Here is a 23,061-nt window from a genome sequence, read left to right as displayed (position 1 = left end):
CGGAATGGAACTGACCGTCGGGCCGAACCAATTCTTCTGGCCGGCCGAAAGCTGGAGCGCGTTTTACGGCGCGTTGCCTGAGGCCCCTGTTGACCGCGTTGTTCTGGGGGAGCTGGTTTGCTCCAAACGCCTGCCCTTCTACCAGGACCGCATCCCCGAGGCGCTGGCCTTGCTGGCGGAAGCGGGCAAGGAGGCAGTGCTGACGAGCCTTGCCCTTGTCACGCTCAAGCGCGAGCGCAAGCTGACGGCGGACCTTGCGGCGATGGGGGTGACGGTTGAGATCAACGACCTGACGGCGCTGGCGCATCTGCCCGAGGGCATGGGCTTTCACGTCGGGCCATTGGTCAATGTCTACAACGAGGGCACTTTGGCCTGGCTGGCATCGCTGGGGGCGACGCGTGTTTGCCTGCCGCCGGAGCTGCCGCTGGCGTCGGTTGAGACACTCACCCGCGCAGGCAAGGAGCTGGGTGTTGCCATCGAGGTTTGGGGCCACGGACGGCTGCCGCTGGCGATCTCGGGGCGCTGCTATCATGCCCGGCTGCACAAGCGGACCAAAGATAACTGCCAATTCGCCTGCGAGGATGACCCCGACGGGCTTGAGGTGCAGACGCTGGAAAATCAGCCCTTCATGGCGATGAACGGGGTTCAGACCCTGTCGCACAGCTATGCCTGCGCCGACTACCAGATTGAGGCTCTGGCCGAAGCAGGCGTTTCCGCCCTGCGCCTGTCGCCGCAATCCCAGGGTTTCATCCGGCTGTGCCAGGTCTACCGCGACCGGGTGAATGGCGCTTTGCCCCCTGGTTCCATTGCCGCGGATGTGCAGGAGACATTCCCGCAAACCCGCCTGAGCGACGGGTTTCTGACCGGGCCAAGCGGCGTGTCCTGGTCCGCGGATCCAGCAACGCCGTGATCCGCCGCCAGGACTTCAGCGCCTTCTGGGATGCCCCGTACAGGCCGCTGTTCCTCTTGGCGTTTCTTAGCGCCCTGTTGACTGTCGCCTGGTGGCCGCTGGGCGTCCGCCTGGGGCTGCCGGACCCGGGTTTGGAACCCGCAGTTTTGTGGCACGTGCACGAGTTGCTTTTCGGCTTTGCGCCGGCTGCCATCGGCGGTTACCTGCTGACGGCGATGCCGGGCTGGACAGCGCGCCCACCGCTCTGCGGCGCAGGCCTGAAGGCGCTGGTTACGGTCTGGCTGCTGGCCCGCGCCGCTACTGCAATGTCCGCGGCGCTGCCGCTGGCGGTTCCCTTGCTGCTGAACATCGCGTATTTTCTTGGCCTTGCCGGGTATCTGCTGCACGAGCTGATTGCGGCACGGGCCTGCCGAAAACTGGGATTTGCCGCAGCCGTCTTTGCCCTGGGTTTGGGAGAAGCCGTTTTCATGGCAAATGCCGCGACAGGAGACGTTTGGGCCTGCCTGGCCGTTGCACAGACGATCCTGAGCGGCCTGACCCTGCTTCTGTTCAGCGTCGGTGCGCGGGCCGTGCCTGCATTCACCCGCAACTGGTTGGCACAGAAGGGCCAGCGGGGTCTTAAAGTCAGAGAGCGCCCGCGGATACGCGGAGCGGCACAGGGGGTGCTGGCCCTGGCGCTGGCGTTGAAACTGGCCGGGGCTGCCCATGCCGCGGACGCCGTTCTTGTTGCGGCTGCCGCTCTGATGGTCTGGTCCATGCTGGGCTGGAATACTGCGGCGGTCCTCTCCAACCCTCTGCTGGCCGCGCTGCACCTCGCCTTTCTATGGCTGCCTGTTGGCGCATTGATGATCGGCGTCACGGGGCTGGGCCTTTGGGACTATCCGGTCTCCTTGGCCCTTCATGCCATCACGGTTGGTGCCATGTCCGGGCTGATCATGGCCATCGCCGGGCGGGCCAGCGCCCATTGCAGCGACGGGATCATGCGTGCCCGGCCCGCCTTGACCACCGGGGTGCTTTTGAACGGGGCGACGGCCTGGGTCCGTCTGGCGGTGCCGCTCTTTCCGGCAATTTCGGAAGAATTGACTTCGGCGGCGGCGCTGCTCTGGTCCGCTGGCTGGCTCGCCTTCATCACCAGCTTCCTGCCGGCACTCACCGGCCCGCCTCCCCGCCCGGTTCTGAGCGGACGGCGCGTGTATCCTCCTGAAGCACAGCCCCCGGCAGTGCAGAAAAGTTGACCGAAGGCCTCCCGCCCTATCAGCGGCGACAGCACAGAAGCGATCACGCACTGCAAAAAAGCCCCGGCGGCAAGCGCCGGGGCAGGCAGGCCCAGAAGGGCCATCAGGGGAGGTATTATTTCTTCAGGTTGGTCCAGATCTGGTCATAGACCGCCTGTGTCTGCTGATCGCAGACCTCAATGAACACGCCGTCACCCGCATTGGCATGGGGGTTCTTTTCCGGCTGTGCGGCCAGCGCCGGGTCCAGAAATTCCGCAACCCCGGTCACACCGGCGTTGTACTGCGCGTAGTTGGTAACCGCGGCGATGTTTTCCGGCTCCAGCAGGAAGTCCATGAACTTCAGCGCGTTGCCGCGGTTGGGCGCGTCCTTCAGCAGAACCACATTGTCCATCCAGGCGACATAGCCCTGGGTCGGATAGGCGTATTCCACATTGGCGCCTTCCTCGCGGGCCTTGGCGGCAAAGCCGTCATAGATCTGTCCCACCGCAGCATCGCCCGACACCAGCACTTCCTTGGCGGTGTCGGAATTGAAGGATGCCCAGTGCTGCTTGGCATCCTGCAGCATGGCGTTCAGCGCTTTCAGCTGCTCGCGGTCGGTGGAGCACTGCGGGATGCCAAGGTGCAGCGAGGCCATCGCCATCACTTCGCCCTGGCTGTCCAGCATGTTGATCTTGCCCGACAGTTCCGAAGGGGGGGCAAACAGGATGTCGGTGGTCTGGATGTCGCCGCTGTAGGCGTCGCGGTTCACAGCAAAAGATGTAGAGCCCCACTGATAAGGGATCGAGGACACCCGGCCCGGGTCAAAGCTGGGGTCGGACCATTCCGGAGCGATGTTGCCTTTGTTGGCCAGTTCGCCGTCGGCAATGGTGTCCAGCAGGCCCTCGCCCGCCATGATGCTGACCATGTAGTCGCCGGGCACTGCCAGGTCATAGGTGCCCATGCCGCCGGCCTTCAGCGTCGCCAGCATGGACTCATTGGAATCGTAGGTGTCCATGGTCACTTCGATGCCGGTCTCAGCCGTGAACTTGTCCAGGACCTCCTGCGGCATGTATTCGAACCAATGGTAGAGGACCAGTTTGCCCTCGGCGGCGGCGGCATTGGCAACGACACTCAGAGCAAGTGCGGCGGCGCTGGATTTCAGCAGGTTTTTCATGTGTTTCCCTCCAGGTTGGATCATTTTGTGCTGTCGGATTTGCTGACGAAGTAGCTGATGGTGACCATCACGATCGAGACGCTCAGCAGCATGGTCGAGATCGCCATGATGTTGGGTTTGATGCCCTGCTTGACCGAACCGAAGATCGCGGTGGGCAGGGTCTCGACGCCCGCGCCCTTGACGAAGTTGGTGATTATGAAGTCGTCGAGCGAGACGATAAAGGCCAGGAGAAAGCCGGAGATGATGCCCGGCGCCATCAGCGGCATCAGGATCTTGGTGAAAGCCTGCCGCCGGGTGGCGTAAAGGTCCATCGCCGCCTGCTCGAAGCTGTCCTCGATCCCCTGCATCCGGGCCGAGATCGGCAGATAGGCGAAGGGGATGCAGAAGGCGATATGGGCGACCAGGATGGTCAGGTAGCCGCGGGTGAAGCCGATGGCATTGAAGAAGATCAGCGTGGCCACCGCGGTCACGATCTCCGGCACCATCAGCGGCAGGCTGATCAGGCCAAAAGACACGGTGCGCATCTTGAACTGGCCGCCGCGCACCATGGCGGTGGCTGCCAAGGTAGCAATCATCGTGCTGGCAGTCGCCGCCATGATGGCGATGGTGAAGCTGTTGAAGGCTGCGGTCTTGAACTTGGCGCTTTCCGGCCCGGTGAAGACATCGGCGTACCAGCGGAACGAGAGCCCTTCCCAGTTGGTGATCGAAGCGGAGGCGTTGAAGCTGTAGATGGTGACGATCACCAGAGGGGCGTACAGCACCACCAGGCACAACAGGGTGACCGAGCGGAAGCCTTTGTAGGCTTTGATATTTTCATTCACATGCGCCATGGCTCATTCCTCTGCCTTGTCTGCTTTGGCCTGCTGGCGGGCGGAGAACATCAGGATGATCAGCACCATGGTCAGCAGGATCATCGAAGCCGCTGCGCCAAAGGGCCAGTTGCCCGCATTGCCCTTGAACTGCTCCTCGATCAGCGAGCCGATCATGAAGTTCTTGGCGCCGCCCAGCAGATCCGGCGCCAGGAAGGAGCCCATCGACGGCACGAACACCAGGATGCAGCCCGCCACCACGCCTGGCTTCACCGCGGGCAGCACGATGCGGCGCAGAGTGGTCCATTTGCTGGCATAGAGATCCGCAGCAGCTTCGCTGAGCGAGAAGTTGTAGCGCTCCACCGCGGCATAGACCGGCAGCACCATGAACGGCAGGTAGGAGTAGAACAGCCCCAGCTGCACCGCAAAGTTGGTGTTGACGATGTGAATGGGGGTGTCGATCAGCCCGGTGCCGATCAGGAAATCATTCAGCGGCCCCTGATCGCGCAGCAGGAACTTCATGCTGACGGTGCGGATCAGCAGGTTCACCCAATAGGGGATGGTGATCAGGAACACCCAGACGGGCCGCACGTTTTCGGGCCGCGTGGCGATAAAATAGGCGGTGGGGAAGCCGATCAGAAGGCTGAGCAGCGTCGCCGCGCCGGCCTGCCAGATCGAACGCCAGAAGATGGTGATATAGGTCCACTCGATGCTGGGCGGCTCATCCCCGAACAGCCCGCGGTCAAAGAAGAACTGGTCATAGGCCGCGAGGCTGAACTCCCAGATCACTCCGCCGCGGAATTCCTTGGTCAGGAAGGAATAGATCAGCATCATGCAGACGGGGCCCAGCACAAAGATGCCGAGCACCGCCCAGGACGGCAGCAGCAGCCAGCCGCGGGCGTCCTTGTAAGTATCTGCGCGGGCTGAACCGCCGCTTGCTGCGCCTGCTGCCATCAGTCCATCAGGAGGCGCCCGGCCCCCAGCTCCATGTTGACGAAAATCTCGCTGCCCGGCTCAAAGATCCGCTTGTTGCCGCGGTCGGAATTGGAGGTCCGCACGATGAACTGCGGCCCCTCGGCCAGATCGACCAGCGTGCTGATGTCGGTGCCGACAAAGATGTTCTCGGCCACCCGGCCCTTGAGGCTCTCGGCCTCCACCGGCACGTCGGACATGAACAGGCGTTCGGGCCGCACCGACATATGCACCTTGGCGCCAGCGCCGATACCGTCCACCGAGTTGCAGGTCAGCGCGTGGCCGCCGCCCAGATGGCAGACCGCCCGGCCGTTCATCACCTGATCGACGGAGACCTCCAACAGGTTGGTTTCACCGATGAAATCCGCCACGAACATGTTGCGCGGCTGCTCATAGATTTCGGTCGGGGTGCCCAGCTGCTGCATCTCGCCCGCCGACATCACCGCGATGCGGTCGGACATGGTCAGCGCTTCCTCCTGGTCGTGGGTCACGAAGATGAAGGTGATCCCGGTTTCCCGCTGCAGGTGCTTCAGCTCCAGCTGCATCTGCTTGCGCAGCTTCAGGTCCAGCGCCGACAGCGGCTCGTCCAGAAGCAGGACTTTAGGCTGTGGCGCCAGCGCACGCGCCAGCGCCACACGCTGCTGCTGGCCGCCTGAGAGCTGAGACGGCTTGCGGGCAGCGAATTGCGACAGCTGGACCAGCTCCAGCATCTCCCCCGCACGTTTGCGGGCGGCGGATTTGGACTTGCCGCGCATCTCCAGGCCAAAGGCCACGTTGTCCAGGATCGTCATATGCGGGAACAGCGCATAGTTCTGGAACACGGTGTTCACCGGGCGCTGGTGTGGCGGCAGGCTTTCGATCTCGTCACCGAACAGCAGGATCTCGCCTTCGGTCACATCCTCGAACCCGGCGATCATCCGCAAAAGCGTGGTCTTGCCGCAGCCCGAGGGCCCCAGCAGGGTGAAAAACTCATTATCCTTGATGGTTAGCGAAATGCGCTTGAGGGCGGTGAAATCCCCATAGCGCTTGACCGCATTGCGCACATCAATCGCATCTGTCTTATTGCCGGGCACTTGCGCCTCCCCTCTGCCGCGTGTCGTTTGATCCAGCATAGGAAGGCAGACGGGCTGCTTTAAGAATTGACTCCCTCAGCAAATGTTAGTCTTTACCTAACCTTTGAAAAACAAGCCAAAGCAACGCTTTAGCAAGGGCGCAAGAAGGTGCCGCTCTTACTTCGCCTGGCCCTTAGCCTTGCAACGGAAACCGCATCTTTGGCGCATCTGCGGATCTGGCTATGGCCTAGGGGAATACTCCCAGCAGCAGGACAGCAGACAATGCACAAGACACGCGTGGAACAGGACTCCATTGGCCAGGTGGAGCTGCCTGCAGACTGCCTGCACGGCATCCAGACGGAACGGGCGCGGGGAAATTTCCCGATCACCGGTGTGCCGCTGTCGCATTTCCCGGCGCTGGTGCGGGCCTTGGCGATGGTGAAATCCGCAGCCGCCGGCGCCAATGCCGAGACCGGCGGGCTGGCGCAGGACAAGGCCGCAGTAATCACCGCAGCCTGTGCGGAGATCATCGCCGGGCAGCTTCATGAGCATTTCAGCGTCGACATGATCCAGGGCGGCGCCGGAACCTCCACCAACATGAATGCCAACGAGGTGATCGCCAATCTTGCCCTGATACGGATGGGGCACCGGCCTGGCGATTACGCGCATCTGCACCCCAATGACGATGTGAACCACGGCCAATCCACCAATGACGTCTACCCGACAGCGATCCGGCTGGCGGTGCTGTCCAGCACGGAACCGCTGTGTGAGGCGCTGCTAGGGCTGCAGCAGGCCTTTGAGTCGCGCGCCCGGGCTTTTTACGGCATCGCCAAGGTCGGCCGCACCCAGTTGCAGGACGCGGTTCCGATGTCGCTGGGGATGGAATTCGCCGCCTTTGCCGTCACCGTGGGAGAGGACGTCGACCGGCTGCGCGATGCCAGCCGCCTGCTGACCGAGGTGAACCTGGGCGGCACGGCCATCGGCACCGGCGTCAATGCAGAACCCGGCTATGCGCCGCTGGCCTTGCGCTTTTTGTCCGAGCTTTCCGGGATTGAGCTGAAACAGGCGGGCAACCTGATCGAAGCCTCATCGGACCTCGGCGCCTTTGTCGCCTATTCCGGCAACTTGAAGCGGGTGGCGGTTAAGCTCTCGAAGATCTGCAACGACCTGCGGCTGTTGTCCTCCGGCCCGCGGGCAGGAATTGGCGAAATCACCCTGCCCGCAGTGCAGGCGGGGTCCTCGATCATGCCGGGCAAGGTCAACCCTGTGATCCCCGAGGTGGTTAACCAGGTCTGCTACCAGGTGATCGGCAATGACCTGACCATCACCATGGCGGCGGAAGCCGGGCAGCTGCAGCTCAACGCGATGGAGCCGGTGGTGGCCTATAACCTGCTGGAATCCATCCGCATCCTGAAAAACGCCGTCGATCTGCTGACAGAGAAATGCGTGACCGGCATTACGGCTAATGCGGACCGCTGCACCGCCCTGCTGGATAACAGCCTGGTGCTGGCCACTGCTCTTGCCCCGCATCTAGGTTACGACGCCGCTGCCAGGATAGCCAAGGAAGCGCTGTCCAGCGGCCGCAGCGTCCGCGCCATATTGGAGGAAGATGGCAACCTGCCTGCGGACAGGGTTGATGAAATCCTTTCATCCGCTGCCATGCTGAACGGGCCGGAGCATTAAACTCTGGCCCGAAGGTTCCGAAAAATTGCCAGCAACGCAATCAGAAGAAACATCACCTCGTTCACGGTGGCGCCGGGGTTGGGGCGGAAGGCCAGCGACAGGATCACCAGCGCACCGCCCCGCGATATTTGCGGCATGAAACGGGATCTTGTCGGCAGGCAGCGCACCGCGCGTGGTCAGGTAACAGGCCGCAACAATGATCACCGAGCCAGGAAGGCCCAGCGCGTCAAACCAGGCGATTTCCGCAATCAGGCAGGGATATCCACGGTCACCGCCAGATAGGATTTGCGCGCCGCATCGCTGCGGATGTCCCACAGGACCGGGGTGCCTTTGGCAATGATCCAGCTGTCGCCGGGCCCATAGACCACGGTCTCGCCGGTGGCTTCATTGGTCAGGGCCACCTCGCCGTCCAGCAGCGTTGCGTGCTCGTGGAAGCCATAGGTGACGCGGTACTTGCCCTTGGTCACACTGTACTGGCCACCGAACACCGGATCATCCGGGCTGCCGAGGTCAAAGCTGCCCGCACATTTGGGGGTGCCTTCCACGGTTTCCGAGCCGATGTCCTCCGGTGTGCCCCAGGCGTCCAGTTCTCCGCGGTCCATGGATTGCAGATAGGCGGTCATGGTCATGTTGATTTCCTCAATTTGTCAGATCGTCCAGGATCCTGTCCATCATCGCATCGCATTGGCTCAGCTGGCTCAGCTCCAGATATTCGTCAGGCTTGTGCCCCTGCCCCTCCATTGAACCCGGACCGCAAACCACGGTTGGCACGCCCAGCTGGTCAAAAAAGCCGGCCTCGGTGCCGAAGGCGACCTTGGCGGTGCTGTTGCTTTGGGCGAGTTTCTGGGCAAAGGGGACAATCGGGCTGTTTTCGGGCACGTCGAGACCGGGATAGGCATTGTATTGCTCGACCTCCACGCGTGCCTCCGCCGGGTAGCGGTTGCTGACCCGGTCAGCTGCAGACTGAATGCGGGCCAGGATATCATCGCCGCAGTCGGCCGCTAAGTGGCGGTATTCAAACGTCAGCTCGGCCCGGTCCGGCACGATGTTGAGTGCTGTGCCGCCGCCCATCTTGCCGACGTGCACCGTTGAATAGGGCACCGCATAGGCCGCATCCCGTGCACCGTTGGCAGCGAAATCATCCTGCAGCGCGCGCAGCTCACTTATGAAATCCCCTGCCAGGTGCAAAGCGTTAGTGAAATTGGGCGCCAGGGCCGAATGGCCGCTTTGGCCGTGGCAGACAGCACGCAGGGCCGCCTTGCCCTTGTGACCGATGGCGACTTCCATCTCCGTCGGCTCACCCACGAAGCAGGCGCGGGGCTGACCTATCAGCGGCGCAAGGCGCTCCAGCATCTCCTGGATACCGACGCAGCCGATTTCCTCATCATAGGACAGGGCAATTTTCAGCGGCTCTTTCAGGTCCGCTGTTGCCGCCCGGTCCGCCAGCGCCAAGGCACTAGCAACATAGCCCTTCATATCGGTGGTGCCGCGGCCATAGACACGGTCTCCGTCCCGGGTCAGCCGGAACGGATCGCGGGTCCATTTCTGCCCGTCCACCGGCACGACGTCCGTATGCGCCGACAGCAGCACCCCCTGCCCTGCCGGGCCTTTCTCTGCATAGAGCCCGGTCTTGGAGCCATCCTGCGACGGCAGCCGCATCACTGCGAAACCGCGCTCAACCAGGAAGCCTTCCACGTAGGCGGCAAGCTCCAGATTGGAGTTGCGGCTGACCGTGTCGAACCCGGTCAGCCGCTCCAGTATGTCGAGCGTGGCTGCCATCGTCAGTCCACGGCCAGCTCGGTGATCTCGCGGCGGAAGGGCAGCGCGTCGCCGATGTCCGGCCCGTCAAGCTCCCGCGCGTAACGGTGGCCCGCGTAGGTCGCCCAAGCAATCGGCCCCGGCGCGCTGGCGTCGCCGATGATCTTGACCGACTTGATGCCGGCATCCGCCCAATCCGCCTCGCGGGCGCGCAGGTCCTCGTAGATACTGTCGTTGCCGGTGCGCGAGGCCACCATGACCACGGCATCCGCCTCGATGTTCCAGGTGCGATCCGTGTATGTGCAGTTGCTGACCACATGGCCCGCGTGGATTTCCGTCACCCCGCGGTTCAGTACGATCTCCACCCCGGCCTCGACCAGGCGCGGATGGATCGCCACCTGCTCCAGCGTGTTGTTGGTCCAGTCGCTGACATAGGCCGACGGCGTGACCAGCGTCACCTGCGCGCCCTTGGAGGCCAGCAATTCGGCCAGAACTCCGCCCATGTAGTAATGGTCGTCATCATAGACCACCACACGGCCTTCGGGGATGGTGCCGTCCATCAGGTCGTCGGGCGTATAGACCCTAGCGCCTTCACCAATCGGCATCGGAACCACATGCTGACGCGCAACCCCGTCACGGCGCCAGGTGGAGCCGGTGGCGATGCAGACGTTCTCAAACCCGAACTCCAGGATGCTGTCCGCATCCAGAGGGCTTTCACGGTAGATCTCCACATTCGGGCGCTGGCTCAGCTGGTAGTCGCGGTAATCCACCACACGGCCCCAAGCGTTCAGCCCCGGCAGCTGGCGCTCGCGGGTCACCCGCCCGCCGATCACTTCCTTGGCCTCTGCCACCGCCACGTCATAGCCGCGGCGGCAGAGCGCCCAGGCGGCTTCCAGGCTGGCAGGGCCGGAGCCGACAACCAGCACGTTGGAGCTGTCGCCCTTGGTGTTCATCTTCTCCGGATGCCAGCCCTTGCGCCATTCCTCCATGAAGGTCGGGTTCTGGGTGCAGCGGCTGATCGACATGGTCATGTCGCCGGTGATGCAGATGTTGCAGCCGATGCATTCGCGAATGTCTTCGATGCGGCCTTCCTCGATCTTCTTGGGCAGGAAGGGGTCGGCAATCGACGGCCGCGCGCAGCCGATGAAGTCCAGCGTCCCGGATTTCACCATCTTGGCCATCACGTCCGGGCTGGTGAAGCGGCCGACGCCGACGATGGGCTTGTTGGTCAGCTCATGAATGCCGCGCACCAGCTGTTCCTGGGCGGCTTCTTCCTTGAAACGGCTCGGGCCGGAGCAATCCTCCCACGTCCCCTGCGCCAGGTCCCAGAGGTCCGGCAGGTCCTTGTTCATTTCGATGTAATCGCGCACCTCGGCGTTGGAGAAGCCCAGCTCGCCGATAGTTTCGTCAAGCGAAACCCGCAAGGTGATCGCCATGGTGTCGCCCACCGCATCCCGCATGTCCGCGATGACTTCCTGGCTGAAGCGCGCCCGGTTCTCCAGCGAGCCGCCGTATTCATCCGAACGCTGGTTGGTGGCGCGGCTCAGGAAGTGCTGGAAGATGCCAAAGCCATGCGCGCCGTAGAGGCAGATCAGGTCGAACCCCGCCGCCTTGGACCGCTTTGCCGCGTTCACAAACCAGCGGCGCAGGTCCTTGATATCCTTCTTGTCCAGCGCGCGCGCCTGCACCGGATCATTTGTGAAGGTGCGGATCGGCAGCGCAGAGGGCGCCAGCGGCACCTCCTTGGAATAAAGGTTCGGGCCGTTGATCCCGGAATAGGCCAGTTGGATCCCGGCCAGCGCGCCGTGGGTCTTCATCCGCTCCGACATCTTCCTGAGCTGCGGGATGTCTTTGTCCTCCCACAGGCGCAGTTCGATGAAGGGAGTGATTTCCGAAGTGTGATGCATCTCGCACTGTTCGGTGAAGATGACACCCCAGCCGCCTTCGGCCTTGATGCCCCGCATCGCTGCCGCGGCAGAGGGGTCCCGGTAGCCGCCGCCGTTGCAGTGGGGCACCTGGTAAAAGCGGTTCTTGGCGGTGAGCGGGCCGATTTTCATCGGCTCGAACAGAATGTCATAGCGGGGGTCGCGCAATTTCCATCTCCTTCGGTGCAAGAGCACTCAAAGGGTACAGGATCGGGGCAAAGGAGAAAGTTGCGCTTGCGGAAGCATTGATTAGCCGCCGCCTAAGCTGTGCTGCCATCCCCGATGCGGATCCCCGGCACGGTGCCGTCTGTGATCCGTTCCTGGCAGTAACTGATGAAGGTCTTGACCGTCAGCACGTTCTCAGCGCCTTCGGCGGTCAGCAGCCCCATCCGCATCGGCCGCAGCTTGCCCTCAATCGGCACGAACTTCAGCTTGCGCCCGTCCGGTGCCATGTCCGTCACCGGGCGGATATTGGCGATGGAATAGCCGAACCCGTTCGCCACCAGCCCGCGCATCACCGCCATGTCGCGGGTGCGCTCGGCGATCTGCGGGGCGGCGCCGGCATCCTCAAAGAACGACAGGAAATACTCGGCGCTCAAGGGCAGGTCCAGCAGCACCATCGGATGCTGGGCCAGCTCCTCCACGGTGACGCGCTCGCGGTCCGCCAGCGGGTGATCCTCACTCAGCAGCGCATAGGGCGGCAGCTCTGCCAGCGCATTGAAGGTCAGATCCGCAGGGATGTTCAGATCATAGGTCAGTGCCACGTCGATCCGCGCCTGGCGGATCAGGTCGATCAGCCCGGCCTGGTCGCGTTCCAGCTGGCTGATTGTGACTGCGGGATACAGCGCCTCGAACTGGCGGCGCAGACCCGGCACGATCAGCTGGGCAAAGGTCAGCAGGCACCCCACCGACAATGGCCCCTGCACAAAGCCCGATATATTGTCAGCCAGGCGGCTGAGCGCGCCGGCCTCATAAAGAACCGCGCGCGCCTGATCCATGAACTGATGCCCGGCCTGCGTCAGCGACAATCCTTGCGCATGCTTGCGCACGAACATTTGCAGGCCGAATTCGTTTTCCAGCTGCGACACCGCCGCCGAGATCGACGGCGAAGACACGTTCACCTTCTCCGAGGCCAGGGCAATGGACCCGGCCTCGCCGACGGCGACAAAATATTCCAGCTGACGCAGTGTGAAACGCAAAGGCATGTCAGCGACTATGCCGGAGCGGGACCGGGCTTATCAAGCCCGGTATTTTATCCAAGTGGTTTTCAGCGCGGTATATTTTTCCAGGCTGTGCAGCGACAGATCGCGCCCGAAGCCGGACTGCTTCATGCCCCCGAACGGTGTCTGCGCTGACAGGGCGTCCACCGTGTTCACCGACACCGTGCCCACCTGCAGCTTGTCAGACACCCGGCAGGCGCGGCTGAGGTTATCGGTCCAGACCGAAGCTGCCAGCCCGTAGATCGAGTCATTGGCCATGGCGACGGCCTGATCCTCGCTGTCAAACGGGATCACCGAAAGCACCGGGCCAAAAATCTCATCCCGTGCCAGCGGGTTGTCGTGACCGACGTCATTAAAAATCGTCGGCTGCACAAAACAGCCCTTGCCATTCACGGTGACGCGCGCGCCGCCCGCGACCAGGTTGGCCGAGGATTTGCCCGCCTCAACGAAGCGCATGATGCCCTCGGTCTGCTTCTCATCCACGATGGCGCCCATTTTCGAGGCCGGATCCAGCGGATCGCCCGGCTGGGTCGCCTCGGCGCGGGCGATCAGTTTCTCGACAAAGGCGTCCTTGATCGAACGCTCCACGTATAGCCGGGAGTTGGCCGAACACACCTCGCCCTGGTTGAAGAAGATGCCAAAGGCGGCCATGTCGGCAGCGGCGTCCAGATCTTCGCAATCCGCGAACACCAGGTTGGGGGACTTGCCGCCGGTTTCGGGCCAGACCTGCTTCAGGTTAGATTGCCCAGAATACTGCATGAACATCATGCCGATCGCGGTGGAGCCTGTGAAGGCGAGACAATCCACGTCCATGTGCAGCCCCAGCGCCTTGCCCGCGGAGGCGCCATAGCCCGGCACCACGTTGAAAACCCCGTCCGGCACCCCGGCTTCTGCCGCCAACTCCGCCAGCCGCAGGGCGCTAAGCGGCGACTGCTCCGCCGGTTTCAGCACCACGGAATTGCCCGCCGCCAGCGCTGCAGCCGCCTTCCAGGTCGCCATGTCGAGCGGGAAGTTCCAGGGCGTCACCGCCCCCACAACCCCCAAGGGCACGCGGGAGACCAGCGCCAGATCGCCCGGCCCGGTCGGCGCCACTTCGTCATAGACCTTGTCGATTGCCTCGGCATACCACTGGAAGAAATGCGCCGAACCGGGCGCGTCGATGGTGGCCGCATCGGTCACCAGCTTGCCCATGTCCAGGGAATCCAGCAGCGCCATCTCCTCCAGATTGGCGCGGATCAGCTCGGCCAGCTTCAGCAGCACCGCTTTGCGGTCCCCCGGCGCCATCCGCGACCAGCGCCCGTCCTCAAAGGCCCGGCGCCCGGCGGCCACCGCGCGGTTCACGTCCTCCTCATCGCATTCGGCAACTTGCGCCAGCACCTCGCCTGTTGCCGGGTTCACGCTGGCAAAGGTCCTGCCAGATGCCGCATCCACGAACTTGCCGTCCACAAAGGCCTGGCTGCGGAAGGAGAGAGCCGCCGCGCGGGTTTTCCAGTCGTCGTATGAATAGTCCAGCATGATCTCTCTCCTGATTATTCGTCCCCGGGCACGCCGTAGGACGGCGCCTCGCGCGGGTCGAGCGCGCGCTGGACATAGGCGTCCAACTGCGGCTTGTAGATATCCCAGGCGGCGGCGATGTTCTCGACCGGGCAGCCCTCGGTCCAGTCGCAGCGCAGGTCGGCCACCGGCCAGCTCACCTTGTCGACGATCTTCATGCCGGCCGAATGCACAGGGCCAGCTTCGCCTCCCGCTGCCAGCCCGGCGCGCATTGCGGTAACCAGCCGGTCGCCCAGATGCCCCTCCGCCGCCTGAAACCCGTCCACGATCGCCTGGCACACGCCGTCATTGGCCAAGAGGTTGCCGCCCGAGGCCACGTCCTTGCCCTCCGCCTGAGTCCAGATGCCAAGGCTGTTCGGCCCGGAATGAATCGAGGTGCCGCCAAAACGGTCCACCGCCAGCACCTGGCGGTATTCGATGAACTTGCCGCGCCGCTGCACTTCCTTCACCGCCTCAGCCGCGGTCATACCCTGCTCCATAAGGTCCAGCGCCATCGGGCCCAGGCTCGGGTCGGTCACATTTTGGCTCGCCACCGCGCCAACACCCGCGCGGGCATAGGAACAGCGGGCCGCCACCGCAGGCGAGGACGACGAGATCGCAATCCCGAACATCCCTGTCTCCGCGCAGCGCGCCACAAGCGAAAATGTCATCGTCTTTCCTCCTCACAAGCCACTGGAGATGATCCGTTCTTCATCTGGCCGGAAAAATCCTCGGGGGTGAATTGAGCCGCAGGCTCAGGACGGGGCAGACAGCCCCCTCCCTGCTTCCGGGTCAATCCGGGATAACCGCCGTGCCGTCGATCTCCACCAGCCACTCGGGCCGCGCCAGCGCCTGCACCACCAGCCCGGTGGAGACGGGATGCACGCCTTTGATGTATTCGCCCATGGTGCGGTAGACCGCTTCGCGGTGGCGCACGTCGGTGATATAGACCACCACCTTGACCAGATGCTCCATCGAGCCGCCGCACTCTTCGATCAGTTGCTGGATGTTCTGCATCACCTTATGGGTCTGCTCCACCGGATCGTGGCTCTTGATATTCTTCGCATCATCCAGGTTCTGCGGGCACTGGCCCCGCAGGTAGACGGTCTTGCCGCCCTGGGTCACCACCGCCTGGCACAGGTCGTTGTCCAGGTTCTGTTCCGGGTAGGTGTCAGAAGTGTTGAATTTTCGGATGCGGGTATGGGCCATGGTGTCCTCCTGGCATGACGGGGTGGCGGGGCCGGCCGAACTCAGTGTTTGCCGGTGAACGTCTCATGCGCGGCGGGACAGCCAAAGGAACTTCTGGCTACCCCTTGCTTCGGCTGCGGCTAAGCCGGCACTCAGACCTGATCCGCGCGGCGTTCGGCGGGGCCGCGGTAGGCCTCATAGTCGCGCTGGATGGCGATCTGGTCGGCCACATGCTTGGCATCATGCCAGACCCCCCAGATGAAGGTGGAGCCGCGCCGAGACTGCCAGGGCAGTCCCAGGAAGTAGATCCCCGGCTCGTTTGACACACCGCGCTGATGCTGCGGACGGCCCTTTTCGTCAAAGGCATCCACTTTCATCCAGTCAAAGTCCTGGCGGAAGCCGGTCGCCCAGAGGATGGTGGTGATACCCTCCTTCTCCAGTTCCAGTTCCCGGATCGGATGGGTCAGGCTCTCTGGGTCCGGGAAGGCCTTGCGCGCCTCCGGCTCCTCCGGCAGACCGATGCCGGTGCGGGCGACATAGGCGTCGGCCAGATCCAGCATCTTCAGGTAATCGGCGTCGCCATTGGCGATGTTCTTCTGCAGGTCGCCTGCAAATCTCATGGTTCCATTGTCATAGGCTTCGGTCAGCCCCAGCAGGGTTACGCCCTCTCCCGCCAGCCGGCGGAAGTCCATGGTCTGGCCGCCGTATGCGCCGCTGACGGAGATCGTCACATGTTCCTTGCCCGGTTCCTGCGCCGCCTGGTCCCACAGGCCCAGCACCCCCAGCCACCAGACAAAGTCGCGGCCCCGGTACATGCGCGGCGGGCGGTCATGCGGGCCGACCGACAGGAAGACCTTGCGGCCCGCGCGGTTCAGCTCATCGGCAATCTGCGCACCGGAGGAGCCTGCGCCAACCACCAGCACAGCGCCTTGCGGCAACTGCTCCGGATTGCGGTAATGGAAGGAATGCAGCTGGTTCACTTCCGCACCTTCCGGCACCACCGGCGGGATCACCGGATGCTGAAAGGCGCCGGTAGCAGCCACGATACGCTGCGCCTCGATCACCCCTTCCGAGGTGTCGACCCGGAACCCGCCGTTGCCGTTGAGGCGCTCGGCCCGGGTCACTTCGACGCCAGTCCGGATTGGCGCGTTGAAACGCTCGGCATAGTCTACGAAGTAATCCGCGATCCGCTCCTTGCCGGCAAAGGCCTCCGGGTCGGTGTCCGTGAACTCCAGGTTCGGGAACCGGTCATGCCAGGCCGGGCCGTTGGCCACCAGAGAGTCCCAGCGGCCTGTCCGCCAGGCCTCGGCAATCCGGTTTTTTTCGAGCACCAGATGCGGCACGCCATGGCTGGTCAGATGCTCGCTCATGGCCACGCCGGCCTGTCCGGCCCCCACAACCAGCGTGTCGATCTTTTCATTCGGCATGTCTTTTTCCTCTTCTGGCAGTCTGCGTGAGGTGCGGGTTTCTACAAGCCTTAAGCTTTGCCCGGCGCGGCCTCCGCTCAGGTGCGGTGCTGCACAAGAAGTTCCACATCCGCTGGTTCGGCAAAAGAAATGTCTGGCTTACCTGTGCTTCGCTTGCAGCTAATCAGCTGCGGCGGCTTGCTCTCTTTCAGCAAATGCAGCGGCACGGCGGATGCAGCCTCTGGAACACTCTCCCAATTAAGTGAGTGTTGCATTTGCGCGTTGCAGCTTTGGCTGCATCCCTAAGGTCCCGGACCGGAAAATGCTGGTACAGGCCGAACATCTGTTCGGGCTGCTGAACCGGTCCAATAAGGGATTTGGGGATTTACCGCGCGTGGCCTGAAGGCACCGCTGCAGGCGCTTCCGCAGGCCTCCGCCCGGTTAAAGGAAGACGCTGAAAACAAGCTTGAAGAGGACGCCCGCGAGCATGTTGCCCTCATGCTGCAAAGCTCCCGCGCCCCCGCGGCATTGAGCGCGCACGTCAGCAGAATGCGGCGGGTTGCATCATCGGGGACAACGCCGGCCACGATACTTAAAACCGTCCAAATCATTTAGGGGGCGATTGGATCACGGTCCGCTGCCATCGCCCCGGCGCCCCGTGAACTTAAACTCAATCCAATTGCCGGTGCATAGGCTGCTATCCTGCCCCCTGAGAGGTGCAGGCACTCCCGTTTTCAGGTAAGCGGCTTTGCAGACATGCGCGCTTTACCTGCGCGCCTTGTCCCTTGCCCAGCAAAAGGCGCCACCGTTCCGGGCGCCCGCATCTTCCTGCGAGAGCTAGAAACCGCCAGGGATACAAGGATCCCGCTGAACGAACCCCACCCAACAGTCTCTGCACTTGGAATGACAGCGGAAGCCGCTCCGATTGCAGCACTATCAGCCGGCGCTTTGTTTGCTCCGGCCTTTGCTTGCAAATTCCAGCCTGCCGTGACACCCCGCCTGCAGCCATGAAATACTCATAGGTTCGGGAAGCTGTGTTCACTGCAGTTGCGGAAACTTACGCTTTGCACTCCCAGGCCCGCTTGACCAGATGGTCCTTGCGGCCGAACCAGTAATTCTGCGCGTTCGCGCTCAGCCTGTCGGGATTGCGGACAACTGCATCAGCCTGTGCCAGCGCCTGAGGATAGGCCTCCTGAAATTTCCGCGACCGGGTTCCGCCCGGGGTCGTGATGTGCAGCGGGGCGGAAGCCTTGCGCTGCGGCATTCGCGCGATTGCCTTCCGCGCGCGGCCATGCTGTGGTGCGCGCGAAACGAAAGACCTTTCAGGGAGACATACTGATGACCGACGCCCCGACCTATGGGTTTGACACCTTGCAAATCCACGCCGGCGCCAAGCCGGATCCGGCCACCGGCGCGCGGCAGACGCCGATCTACCAGACCACCGCCTACGTATTCCGCGATGCCGAACACGCCGCCGCGCTGTTCAATCTGCAGGAAGTCGGCTTCATCTATTCCCGCCTGACCAACCCCACCGTCGCAGTGCTGCAGGAACGCTTGGCAACGCTTGAGGGCGGCGTCGGCGCGGTCTGCTGCTCCTCCGGCCATGCGGCGCAGATCATGGCGCTGTTCCCGCTGATGGGGCCGGGCTGCAATGTGGTGGCCTCCACCCGGCTATATGGCGGCACCGTCACCCAGTTCAGCCAGACCATCAAGCGGTTCGGCTGGTCGGCGAAATTTGTCGACACCGACGACCTGGACGCGGTGAAGGCAGCAATTGACGAAAACACCCGCGCGGTATTCTGCGAATCCGTGGCCAACCCCGGCGGCTATGTCACCGACATCCGGTCGCTGGCCGACATCACCGACGACGCCGGCATCCCGCTGATCGTCGACAACACCTCTGCCACGCCCTACCTGTGCCGCCCGATCGAGCATGGCGCGACTCTGGTGGTGCACTCGACCACCAAGTACCTGACCGGCAATGGCACCGTGACCGGCGGCTGCGTCATCGACAGCGGCAAGTTCGACTGGTCTGCAAATGACAAATTCCCCTCCCTGTCGGAGCCGGAAACCGCCTATCACGGGCTCAAGTTCCATGAGACTTTCGGGCCGCTGGCCTATACTTTCCACGGCATCGCCATCGGGCTGCGTGACCTCGGCATGACGATGAACCCGCAGGCGGCGCATTACACGCTGATGGGCATCGAGACCCTCAGCTTGCGGATGCAAAAGCACTGCGAGAACGCCCGCAAGGTGGCCGAATGGCTCGAGAATGACGACCGCATCGATTACGTCACCTATGCCGGACTGCCCTCCTCACCCTACTACGGGCGCGCCCAGGCCTGCTACCCCAAGGGCACCGGCGGCCTGTTCACCTTTGCCGTCAAGGGCGGCTACGAGGCCTGCATCAAGCTGGTGGATTCGCTGGAGATTTTCAGCCATGTCGCGAACCTCGGCGACACCCGCTCGCTGATCATCCACTCGGCCTCCACCACCCACCGCCAGCTGACGCCGGAGCAGCAGGAAGCTGCAGGCGCCAGCCCGAATGTGGTGCGGGTGTCGATCGGGATCGAGGATGCCGATGACCTGATCCGCGATCTGGACCAGGCGCTGGCCAAGGCCTGCGGCTGACGCGCGCAGCCCTCAAGACTGGAAAGGCCGGGCATACAGCCCGGCCTTTTTCGTTCCAGTTATTCGCCGCCCGGCACCGTCATGTCGAACACCACCGAGACGTTGTGGGTAAAGCTCAGCTCGCCCGCCTCGATCGGCATCGCATCGCTGCGGGCCATCTCCATCGCCATCATCGGACGGACGCCGCTGCCGCCATGCTCGGAAATCGAGCGCACCGGCCCCAGCTCCATGCCCGCGGCCTCTGCCAGCTGCTGCGCCTTGCGGATGGCATCCTTGACCGCTTCGCCGCGGATCTGGTCGGCAACTGCTGAAGGATCACTGACACCAAAGCTCAGCCCCTGGAACCGGTTCGCGCCGGCCTTGAGAACCGTATCGAGCACCGGCCCCAGTTCGCTAAGATCGCGGACCCGCACCATCAGCGTGCTGGAGGCTTCAAAACCGGTGATCTCACGCCGCCCGCCACTGTCGTAGGAGCGGTCCTGCGACCACACCGGCTGCATGGATACCTGCCGGGTCTGCATGTCCTCAGTGGCAATGCCCGCGTCCTTCAAACGCGCGATCACGGCCTGCATTCCCTCAGCTACCGCCGACATGGCGGCGGCAGCTTCCTCTGCCTCCTCAGTCACGCCGAGGGAGATGGTGACCAGCTCGGGCGCCACCTGCAGGGTGCTTTCGCCGGTGACCGTGATCTGCCGCGGGTTCGCGGCCTCGCTTGCTGCCAGGGCACCTGCGCTCAACGACAGCATCAGCGCTGCTGCCAAAAGTTTCTTTGCCTTCATGCTCAAAAGCTCCTTTTCCGAATGCCCCTTACATGGGGACGGCAAACTGCCGCCCGCAAGGCGTGCACCCCGTCTTTTCCTTTTACTCGGCAGGTTCCTGCTTTAAGGTTCGCGGCAAAACACCGGACGCGGCAGCGGCCCCGGGCAGTATGGATTCGGATGGTTTGACCCAAAGCATGAAACCGGCCTTCGCTCTTCTCTTTTCCGCTGACGGCATAGAACTTCTGTACCGCGCACCGGACGGCTGGCGGAGCGTGGCCAGCACGCCTTTTGACACCGAAGATCTGCCCGCAGCGCTCGCATCCATGCGCAAGGATGCGCTGCGGCTGGCACCCGAGGGCATCTATTCCAAGCTGATCCTGCCCAACGAGCAGATCCGTTACCTGACCGTCGAAACCGGCGACCTGCCCGCGGGGGACCGGATCGACACCGCACGCCAGGCGCTGAATGGCGCGACACCCTATGCGGTGGACGAACTGGCCTTTGACATCTGCGCCGACGGCAGCGCTACCCATGTCGCGGCGGTCGCGCTGGAAACGCTTGATGAGGCGGAAACCTTTGCGGTGGAGCACGGCTTCGGGCCGGTCAGTTTTGTTGCCGCGCCGGAAGACGGCGGTTTCCAGGGCGAGCCCTTCTTTGGCACCACCCGGATGATCCGCGGCACCGAGGTTGATCCCGATACCACCTTGGTCAAGGTGATCGGTCCGGCTCAATTCCCGGAGCCCGAGACGGAAGACAGTTCCACAGGCACGGCCCCTGCCCCCGAGGCAGCAGCGGAGGCCCAGGACCTTTCTGCTATTTATGCAACGGCACAGGCGGAGCCTGAAAAAGATAAAGAACCCGGCCCTGCCGCAAAGCAGGAAACGCCAGGCCTGCAGGAAACAGAAAACACCTCTGTCCCAAAGGTGCCCGCATCGGCGGAACCTGCACCCGAACAGGAGACCTTGCCGCCTGCGCCGCCCAAGCCGCTGCCACCCGCGCCGCCCGCCGTAGCACCGCCAGGGGATGACCCGGTGCCGGAAACCGCGGTGGCGCCCCTCACAGGTTTCACAAGCCGGCGGAGTGCGGTGCCAGACAACGTTACTGGAACCGCACAGCAGCCCCTCGCCTCTAAGACTTCACCTGCAGCACCGCCTGCCCCTGCTCCGCTCACGGACGGCGGCACGCAGGCCGCGGAACCGGGGCCGGCAAAACCGCTGGCCGCAACGAATGCGCTTTTGGCAGAGGATAAAACCGGACGGCCGCGGACCATCCCGCCCGCACCCGCAGCCCTGCGTGCGCCCTCTCCTGCCGCTCCCGCAGCGCTACAGGAGACGCCCCCGGTCCGCGAAAAGCCGGCCACTGGCAAGCCCCGGCATCTTGGCCTTGCCCTAACCGCCCTCCTGCTGCTGTTCCTCGCCGCTGCCGCGGTCTGGGCGCTGTTCAGCGAGGAGGGTTTGTTTGCCGCCCGCCCGGCCTCAGACAGCGATCTGTCCCCCGCCACGGCGATCAGCTCTGGGGAAGCTTCTAACGATGAAACCGCATCGGCGGCGGCTTCCGGGACCGACAGTCGCACAGAGGAAATCGCGCCGCAAGTCAGCGTGCTGGCGGATCAGCCTGATCCGGGCATCCGCGAAACCGGCGATACTGCGCTGACCGCCCCTGCTGGCGCGGATGCGAACCCAACAGCAGAGGATGAAGCCGCTGCCGACGGCGTCGAGCCTCCGGAAGAAGGAACGGACACGGCATTCCTGGACCCGGACACCTTGCAGCCCGGTGCGGCTGAAACCACTGAAACGGAGCCGCTGGACGAGCTGGCCCAGGCTGCCCGCTATGCAGCAACAGGTGTCTGGCCGGTGGCGCCGGAGCTTGACGAAATCCCTGCGGCACCCGGATTGGACGAGCTGTACACCGCCTCGGTCGACCATTCTGAAATTGCCGCCGACGCCGTGGCGCTGCCGCAGCCGGAAACCTATGCCGCGGATGAGGAGCCGGGCGCCATTGCCTCCCCTGCAGCAGCAGGGGCTGCTTTTGACCTGGACGAGCGCGGCCTCGTCAGGGCAACACCGGAAGGGGCGCTCAACCCTGATGGCATCACCGTCTATCTTGGCCGCCCCCAAAAGGTCCCGCCGCCCGCGCCGGAGCGCAGCGACCCCGCGGCTGAGGCGCTGGCAGAGGAAGCGGCCCGAAACCAGGTGCTGTCGCGCAAACGCCCCAAGGCCCGGCCTGCGGATTTGGCCGAACAAGTGGAACGGGCCCAGAACGGCGGCCTCAGCCGCGCTGAACTGGCCAGCCTGCGCCCCCGCAAGCGCCCGGCCAGCCTTAAACCGGCAGAGGAGGAAGAACTGCCGGTCACCGCGCTGGCCATCGCGTCGTCGGTTGTGCCGCGCGGCCGTCCCGCCAATTTCGCCAATCTGGTCGACCGCGCCCGCCGCAACGCGCAGAACCAGGTGCAGACCGCCGCCGCCGTTCCAGCCGCCGCAGCTGCGGCGCCGCCGCCTATTCCGACCACCGCCTCCGTCGCCCGCCGCGCCACCGTCAACAACGCCATCAACCTGCGCAAGCTGAACCTGATCGGTGTCTATGGCACCGCTGCCAACCGCCGCGCGCTGGTGCGCCTGCCTTCGGGCCGCTACAAGAAGGTGCAGGTCGGCGACCGCATCGACGGCGGCAAGGTAATCGCCATTGGCGAGAGCCAGCTTCAGTACCAGAAAGGCGGCCGCAACCGCACCCTGACAATGCCCAAGAGCTAGGCAACCGGATAGCTTCCTTCTTGCAGCCGTATCCGGCTAAATTGACCCTTTGAGCTCGAGGCGCTGCAAGCAGCA

General features: G+C 63.7%; 20 protein-coding genes. 5 read left to right on the top strand and 15 right to left on the bottom strand.

The window, feature by feature from the left end; genetic code table 11:
- Nucleotides 1–4 precede the first annotated feature (4 nt).
- Together ubiV and AC58NV_RS09585 are read left to right on the top strand one after the other, a co-directional pair.
- Nucleotides 5–910, top strand: a complete 906-nt coding sequence (gene ubiV, locus AC58NV_RS09590; protein ID WP_497226919.1) for a ubiquinone anaerobic biosynthesis protein UbiV — start codon at nucleotides 5–7, stop codon at nucleotides 908–910.
- Entirely contained in the window at nucleotides 907–2,145 is a 1,239-nt protein-coding gene (locus AC58NV_RS09585) for an NnrS family protein (RefSeq protein WP_497226918.1), read from the top strand. Before ubiV ends, AC58NV_RS09585 begins: the two co-directional genes overlap by 4 nt.
- A gap of 115 nt (nucleotides 2,146–2,260) precedes the next feature.
- Here the strand turns inward: AC58NV_RS09585 and AC58NV_RS09580 are convergent, their stop codons facing one another.
- From AC58NV_RS09580 to AC58NV_RS09565, 4 genes are read right to left on the bottom strand one after another with little or no spacing between them, the layout of a single operon-like run.
- A complete protein-coding gene (locus AC58NV_RS09580; protein WP_497226917.1) occupies nucleotides 2,261–3,298 on the bottom strand; it encodes an extracellular solute-binding protein in 1,038 nt (345 codons plus the stop codon).
- 20 nt (nucleotides 3,299–3,318) lie between these two features.
- Entirely contained in the window at nucleotides 3,319–4,128 is an 810-nt protein-coding gene (locus AC58NV_RS09575) for an ABC transporter permease (RefSeq protein WP_366659267.1), read from the bottom strand.
- 3 nt (nucleotides 4,129–4,131) lie between these two features.
- Nucleotides 4,132–5,061, bottom strand: a complete 930-nt coding sequence (locus tag AC58NV_RS09570; RefSeq protein WP_497226916.1) for an ABC transporter permease — start codon at nucleotides 5,059–5,061, stop codon at nucleotides 4,132–4,134.
- Entirely contained in the window at nucleotides 5,061–6,191 is a 1,131-nt protein-coding gene (locus tag AC58NV_RS09565) for an ABC transporter ATP-binding protein (RefSeq protein ID WP_366659270.1), read from the bottom strand. The genes AC58NV_RS09570 and AC58NV_RS09565 overlap by 1 nt, the downstream gene beginning before the upstream one ends.
- A 222-nt stretch (nucleotides 6,192–6,413) precedes the next feature.
- Between AC58NV_RS09565 and AC58NV_RS09560 the strand changes: the two genes are divergently transcribed.
- Nucleotides 6,414–7,814: an aspartate ammonia-lyase gene (locus tag AC58NV_RS09560; RefSeq protein ID WP_497226915.1), complete on the top strand. Its 1,401-nt coding sequence runs from the start codon at nucleotides 6,414–6,416 to the stop codon at nucleotides 7,812–7,814.
- Here AC58NV_RS09560 and AC58NV_RS09555 read toward each other — a convergent pair.
- The 10 genes from AC58NV_RS09555 to AC58NV_RS09510 all read right to left on the bottom strand — a co-directional run bounded on the left by AC58NV_RS09555 (nucleotide 7,811) and on the right by AC58NV_RS09510 (nucleotide 18,108).
- Complete coding sequence (locus AC58NV_RS09555) at nucleotides 7,811–7,951, bottom strand: hypothetical protein (RefSeq protein WP_497226914.1); 141 nt, start codon at nucleotides 7,949–7,951, stop codon at nucleotides 7,811–7,813. The two genes, AC58NV_RS09560 and AC58NV_RS09555, sit on opposite strands and share 4 nt — an antisense overlap.
- Before the next feature lie 111 nt (nucleotides 7,952–8,062).
- The gene (locus AC58NV_RS09550; protein WP_497226913.1) at nucleotides 8,063–8,443 is read right to left on the bottom strand and encodes a cupin domain-containing protein; all 381 of its coding nucleotides are present in this window, start codon (nucleotides 8,441–8,443) and stop codon (nucleotides 8,063–8,065) included.
- Between the two features lie 10 nt (nucleotides 8,444–8,453).
- Nucleotides 8,454–9,593, bottom strand: a complete 1,140-nt coding sequence (gene argE, locus AC58NV_RS09545; RefSeq protein WP_497226912.1) for an acetylornithine deacetylase — start codon at nucleotides 9,591–9,593, stop codon at nucleotides 8,454–8,456.
- Between the two features lie 2 nt (nucleotides 9,594–9,595).
- Nucleotides 9,596–11,665, bottom strand: a complete 2,070-nt coding sequence (locus AC58NV_RS09540) for an oxidoreductase (RefSeq protein WP_497226911.1) — start codon at nucleotides 11,663–11,665, stop codon at nucleotides 9,596–9,598.
- A 92-nt stretch (nucleotides 11,666–11,757) separates the two neighbouring features.
- Nucleotides 11,758–12,702 (bottom strand): LysR family transcriptional regulator, encoded by a 945-nt coding sequence (locus AC58NV_RS09535; protein ID WP_497226910.1) that lies wholly within the window; start codon nucleotides 12,700–12,702, stop codon nucleotides 11,758–11,760.
- 33 nt (nucleotides 12,703–12,735) lie between these two features.
- Nucleotides 12,736–14,232, bottom strand: a complete 1,497-nt coding sequence (locus AC58NV_RS09530; protein WP_497226909.1) for an aldehyde dehydrogenase — start codon at nucleotides 14,230–14,232, stop codon at nucleotides 12,736–12,738.
- 14 nt (nucleotides 14,233–14,246) lie between these two features.
- Nucleotides 14,247–14,921: a DUF1028 domain-containing protein gene (locus AC58NV_RS09525; RefSeq protein WP_497226908.1), complete on the bottom strand. Its 675-nt coding sequence runs from the start codon at nucleotides 14,919–14,921 to the stop codon at nucleotides 14,247–14,249.
- 121 nt (nucleotides 14,922–15,042) lie between these two features.
- Nucleotides 15,043–15,459: a RidA family protein gene (locus tag AC58NV_RS09520; protein ID WP_497226907.1), complete on the bottom strand. Its 417-nt coding sequence runs from the start codon at nucleotides 15,457–15,459 to the stop codon at nucleotides 15,043–15,045.
- A 131-nt stretch (nucleotides 15,460–15,590) separates the two neighbouring features.
- Entirely contained in the window at nucleotides 15,591–16,865 is a 1,275-nt protein-coding gene (locus tag AC58NV_RS09515; RefSeq protein ID WP_497226906.1) for a flavin-containing monooxygenase, read from the bottom strand.
- Between the two features lie 1,036 nt (nucleotides 16,866–17,901).
- Nucleotides 17,902–18,108 (bottom strand): hypothetical protein, encoded by a 207-nt coding sequence (locus AC58NV_RS09510; protein ID WP_497226905.1) that lies wholly within the window; start codon nucleotides 18,106–18,108, stop codon nucleotides 17,902–17,904.
- Nucleotides 18,109–18,182: 74 nt separating this feature from the next.
- On the opposite strand from AC58NV_RS09510, the gene AC58NV_RS09505 reads away from it, so the two are divergent.
- On the top strand, nucleotides 18,183–19,475 hold the full coding sequence (locus AC58NV_RS09505) for an O-acetylhomoserine aminocarboxypropyltransferase/cysteine synthase family protein (RefSeq protein ID WP_497226904.1): 1,293 nt from the start codon (nucleotides 18,183–18,185) through the stop codon (nucleotides 19,473–19,475).
- Between the two features lie 59 nt (nucleotides 19,476–19,534).
- Here AC58NV_RS09505 and AC58NV_RS09500 read toward each other — a convergent pair whose 3' ends face one another.
- The gene (locus AC58NV_RS09500; RefSeq protein WP_497226903.1) at nucleotides 19,535–20,254 is read right to left on the bottom strand and encodes an SIMPL domain-containing protein; all 720 of its coding nucleotides are present in this window, start codon (nucleotides 20,252–20,254) and stop codon (nucleotides 19,535–19,537) included.
- Between the two features lie 176 nt (nucleotides 20,255–20,430).
- Between AC58NV_RS09500 and AC58NV_RS09495 the strand changes: the two genes are divergently transcribed.
- Nucleotides 20,431–22,986, top strand: coding sequence for a hypothetical protein (locus tag AC58NV_RS09495; protein ID WP_497226902.1), 2,556 nt, complete (start codon nucleotides 20,431–20,433; stop codon nucleotides 22,984–22,986).
- The last annotated feature ends 75 nt before the right edge of the window (nucleotides 22,987–23,061 follow it).

This window comes from Leisingera sp. ANG49 (assembly GCF_059694505.1).
The sequence above is the reverse complement of the archived record's forward strand: the minus strand, read 5'-3'. Positions and strand labels throughout refer to the sequence as shown.

Excerpts from the sequence above, each read along its gene's own strand:
- AC58NV_RS09565 (WP_366659270.1), bottom strand. The coding sequence starts at position 6,191 with ATGCTGGATCAAACGACACGCGGCAGAGGGGAGGCGCAAGTGCCCGGC.
- argE (WP_497226912.1), bottom strand. The coding sequence starts at position 9,593 with ATGGCAGCCACGCTCGACATACTGGAGCGGCTGACCGGGTTCGACACG.
- AC58NV_RS09580 (WP_497226917.1), bottom strand. The coding sequence starts at position 3,298 with ATGAAAAACCTGCTGAAATCCAGCGCCGCCGCACTTGCTCTGAGTGTC.
- AC58NV_RS09535 (WP_497226910.1), bottom strand. The coding sequence starts at position 12,702 with ATGCCTTTGCGTTTCACACTGCGTCAGCTGGAATATTTTGTCGCCGTC.
- AC58NV_RS09530 (WP_497226909.1), bottom strand. The coding sequence starts at position 14,232 with ATGCTGGACTATTCATACGACGACTGGAAAACCCGCGCGGCGGCTCTC.
- ubiV (WP_497226919.1), top strand. The coding sequence starts at position 5 with ATGGAACTGACCGTCGGGCCGAACCAATTCTTCTGGCCGGCCGAAAGC.
- AC58NV_RS09560 (WP_497226915.1), top strand. The coding sequence starts at position 6,414 with ATGCACAAGACACGCGTGGAACAGGACTCCATTGGCCAGGTGGAGCTG.
- AC58NV_RS09520 (WP_497226907.1), bottom strand. The coding sequence starts at position 15,459 with ATGGCCCATACCCGCATCCGAAAATTCAACACTTCTGACACCTACCCG.
- AC58NV_RS09550 (WP_497226913.1), bottom strand. The coding sequence starts at position 8,443 with ATGACCATGACCGCCTATCTGCAATCCATGGACCGCGGAGAACTGGAC.
- AC58NV_RS09525 (WP_497226908.1), bottom strand. The coding sequence starts at position 14,921 with ATGACATTTTCGCTTGTGGCGCGCTGCGCGGAGACAGGGATGTTCGGG.
- AC58NV_RS09510 (WP_497226905.1), bottom strand. The coding sequence starts at position 18,108 with ATGCCGCAGCGCAAGGCTTCCGCCCCGCTGCACATCACGACCCCGGGC.
- AC58NV_RS09495 (WP_497226902.1), top strand. The coding sequence starts at position 20,431 with ATGAAACCGGCCTTCGCTCTTCTCTTTTCCGCTGACGGCATAGAACTT.
- AC58NV_RS09515 (WP_497226906.1), bottom strand. The coding sequence starts at position 16,865 with ATGCCGAATGAAAAGATCGACACGCTGGTTGTGGGGGCCGGACAGGCC.
- AC58NV_RS09505 (WP_497226904.1), top strand. The coding sequence starts at position 18,183 with ATGACCGACGCCCCGACCTATGGGTTTGACACCTTGCAAATCCACGCC.
- AC58NV_RS09555 (WP_497226914.1), bottom strand. The coding sequence starts at position 7,951 with ATGCCGCAAATATCGCGGGGCGGTGCGCTGGTGATCCTGTCGCTGGCC.
- AC58NV_RS09570 (WP_497226916.1), bottom strand. The coding sequence starts at position 5,061 with ATGGCAGCAGGCGCAGCAAGCGGCGGTTCAGCCCGCGCAGATACTTAC.
- AC58NV_RS09575 (WP_366659267.1), bottom strand. The coding sequence starts at position 4,128 with ATGGCGCATGTGAATGAAAATATCAAAGCCTACAAAGGCTTCCGCTCG.
- AC58NV_RS09500 (WP_497226903.1), bottom strand. The coding sequence starts at position 20,254 with ATGAAGGCAAAGAAACTTTTGGCAGCAGCGCTGATGCTGTCGTTGAGC.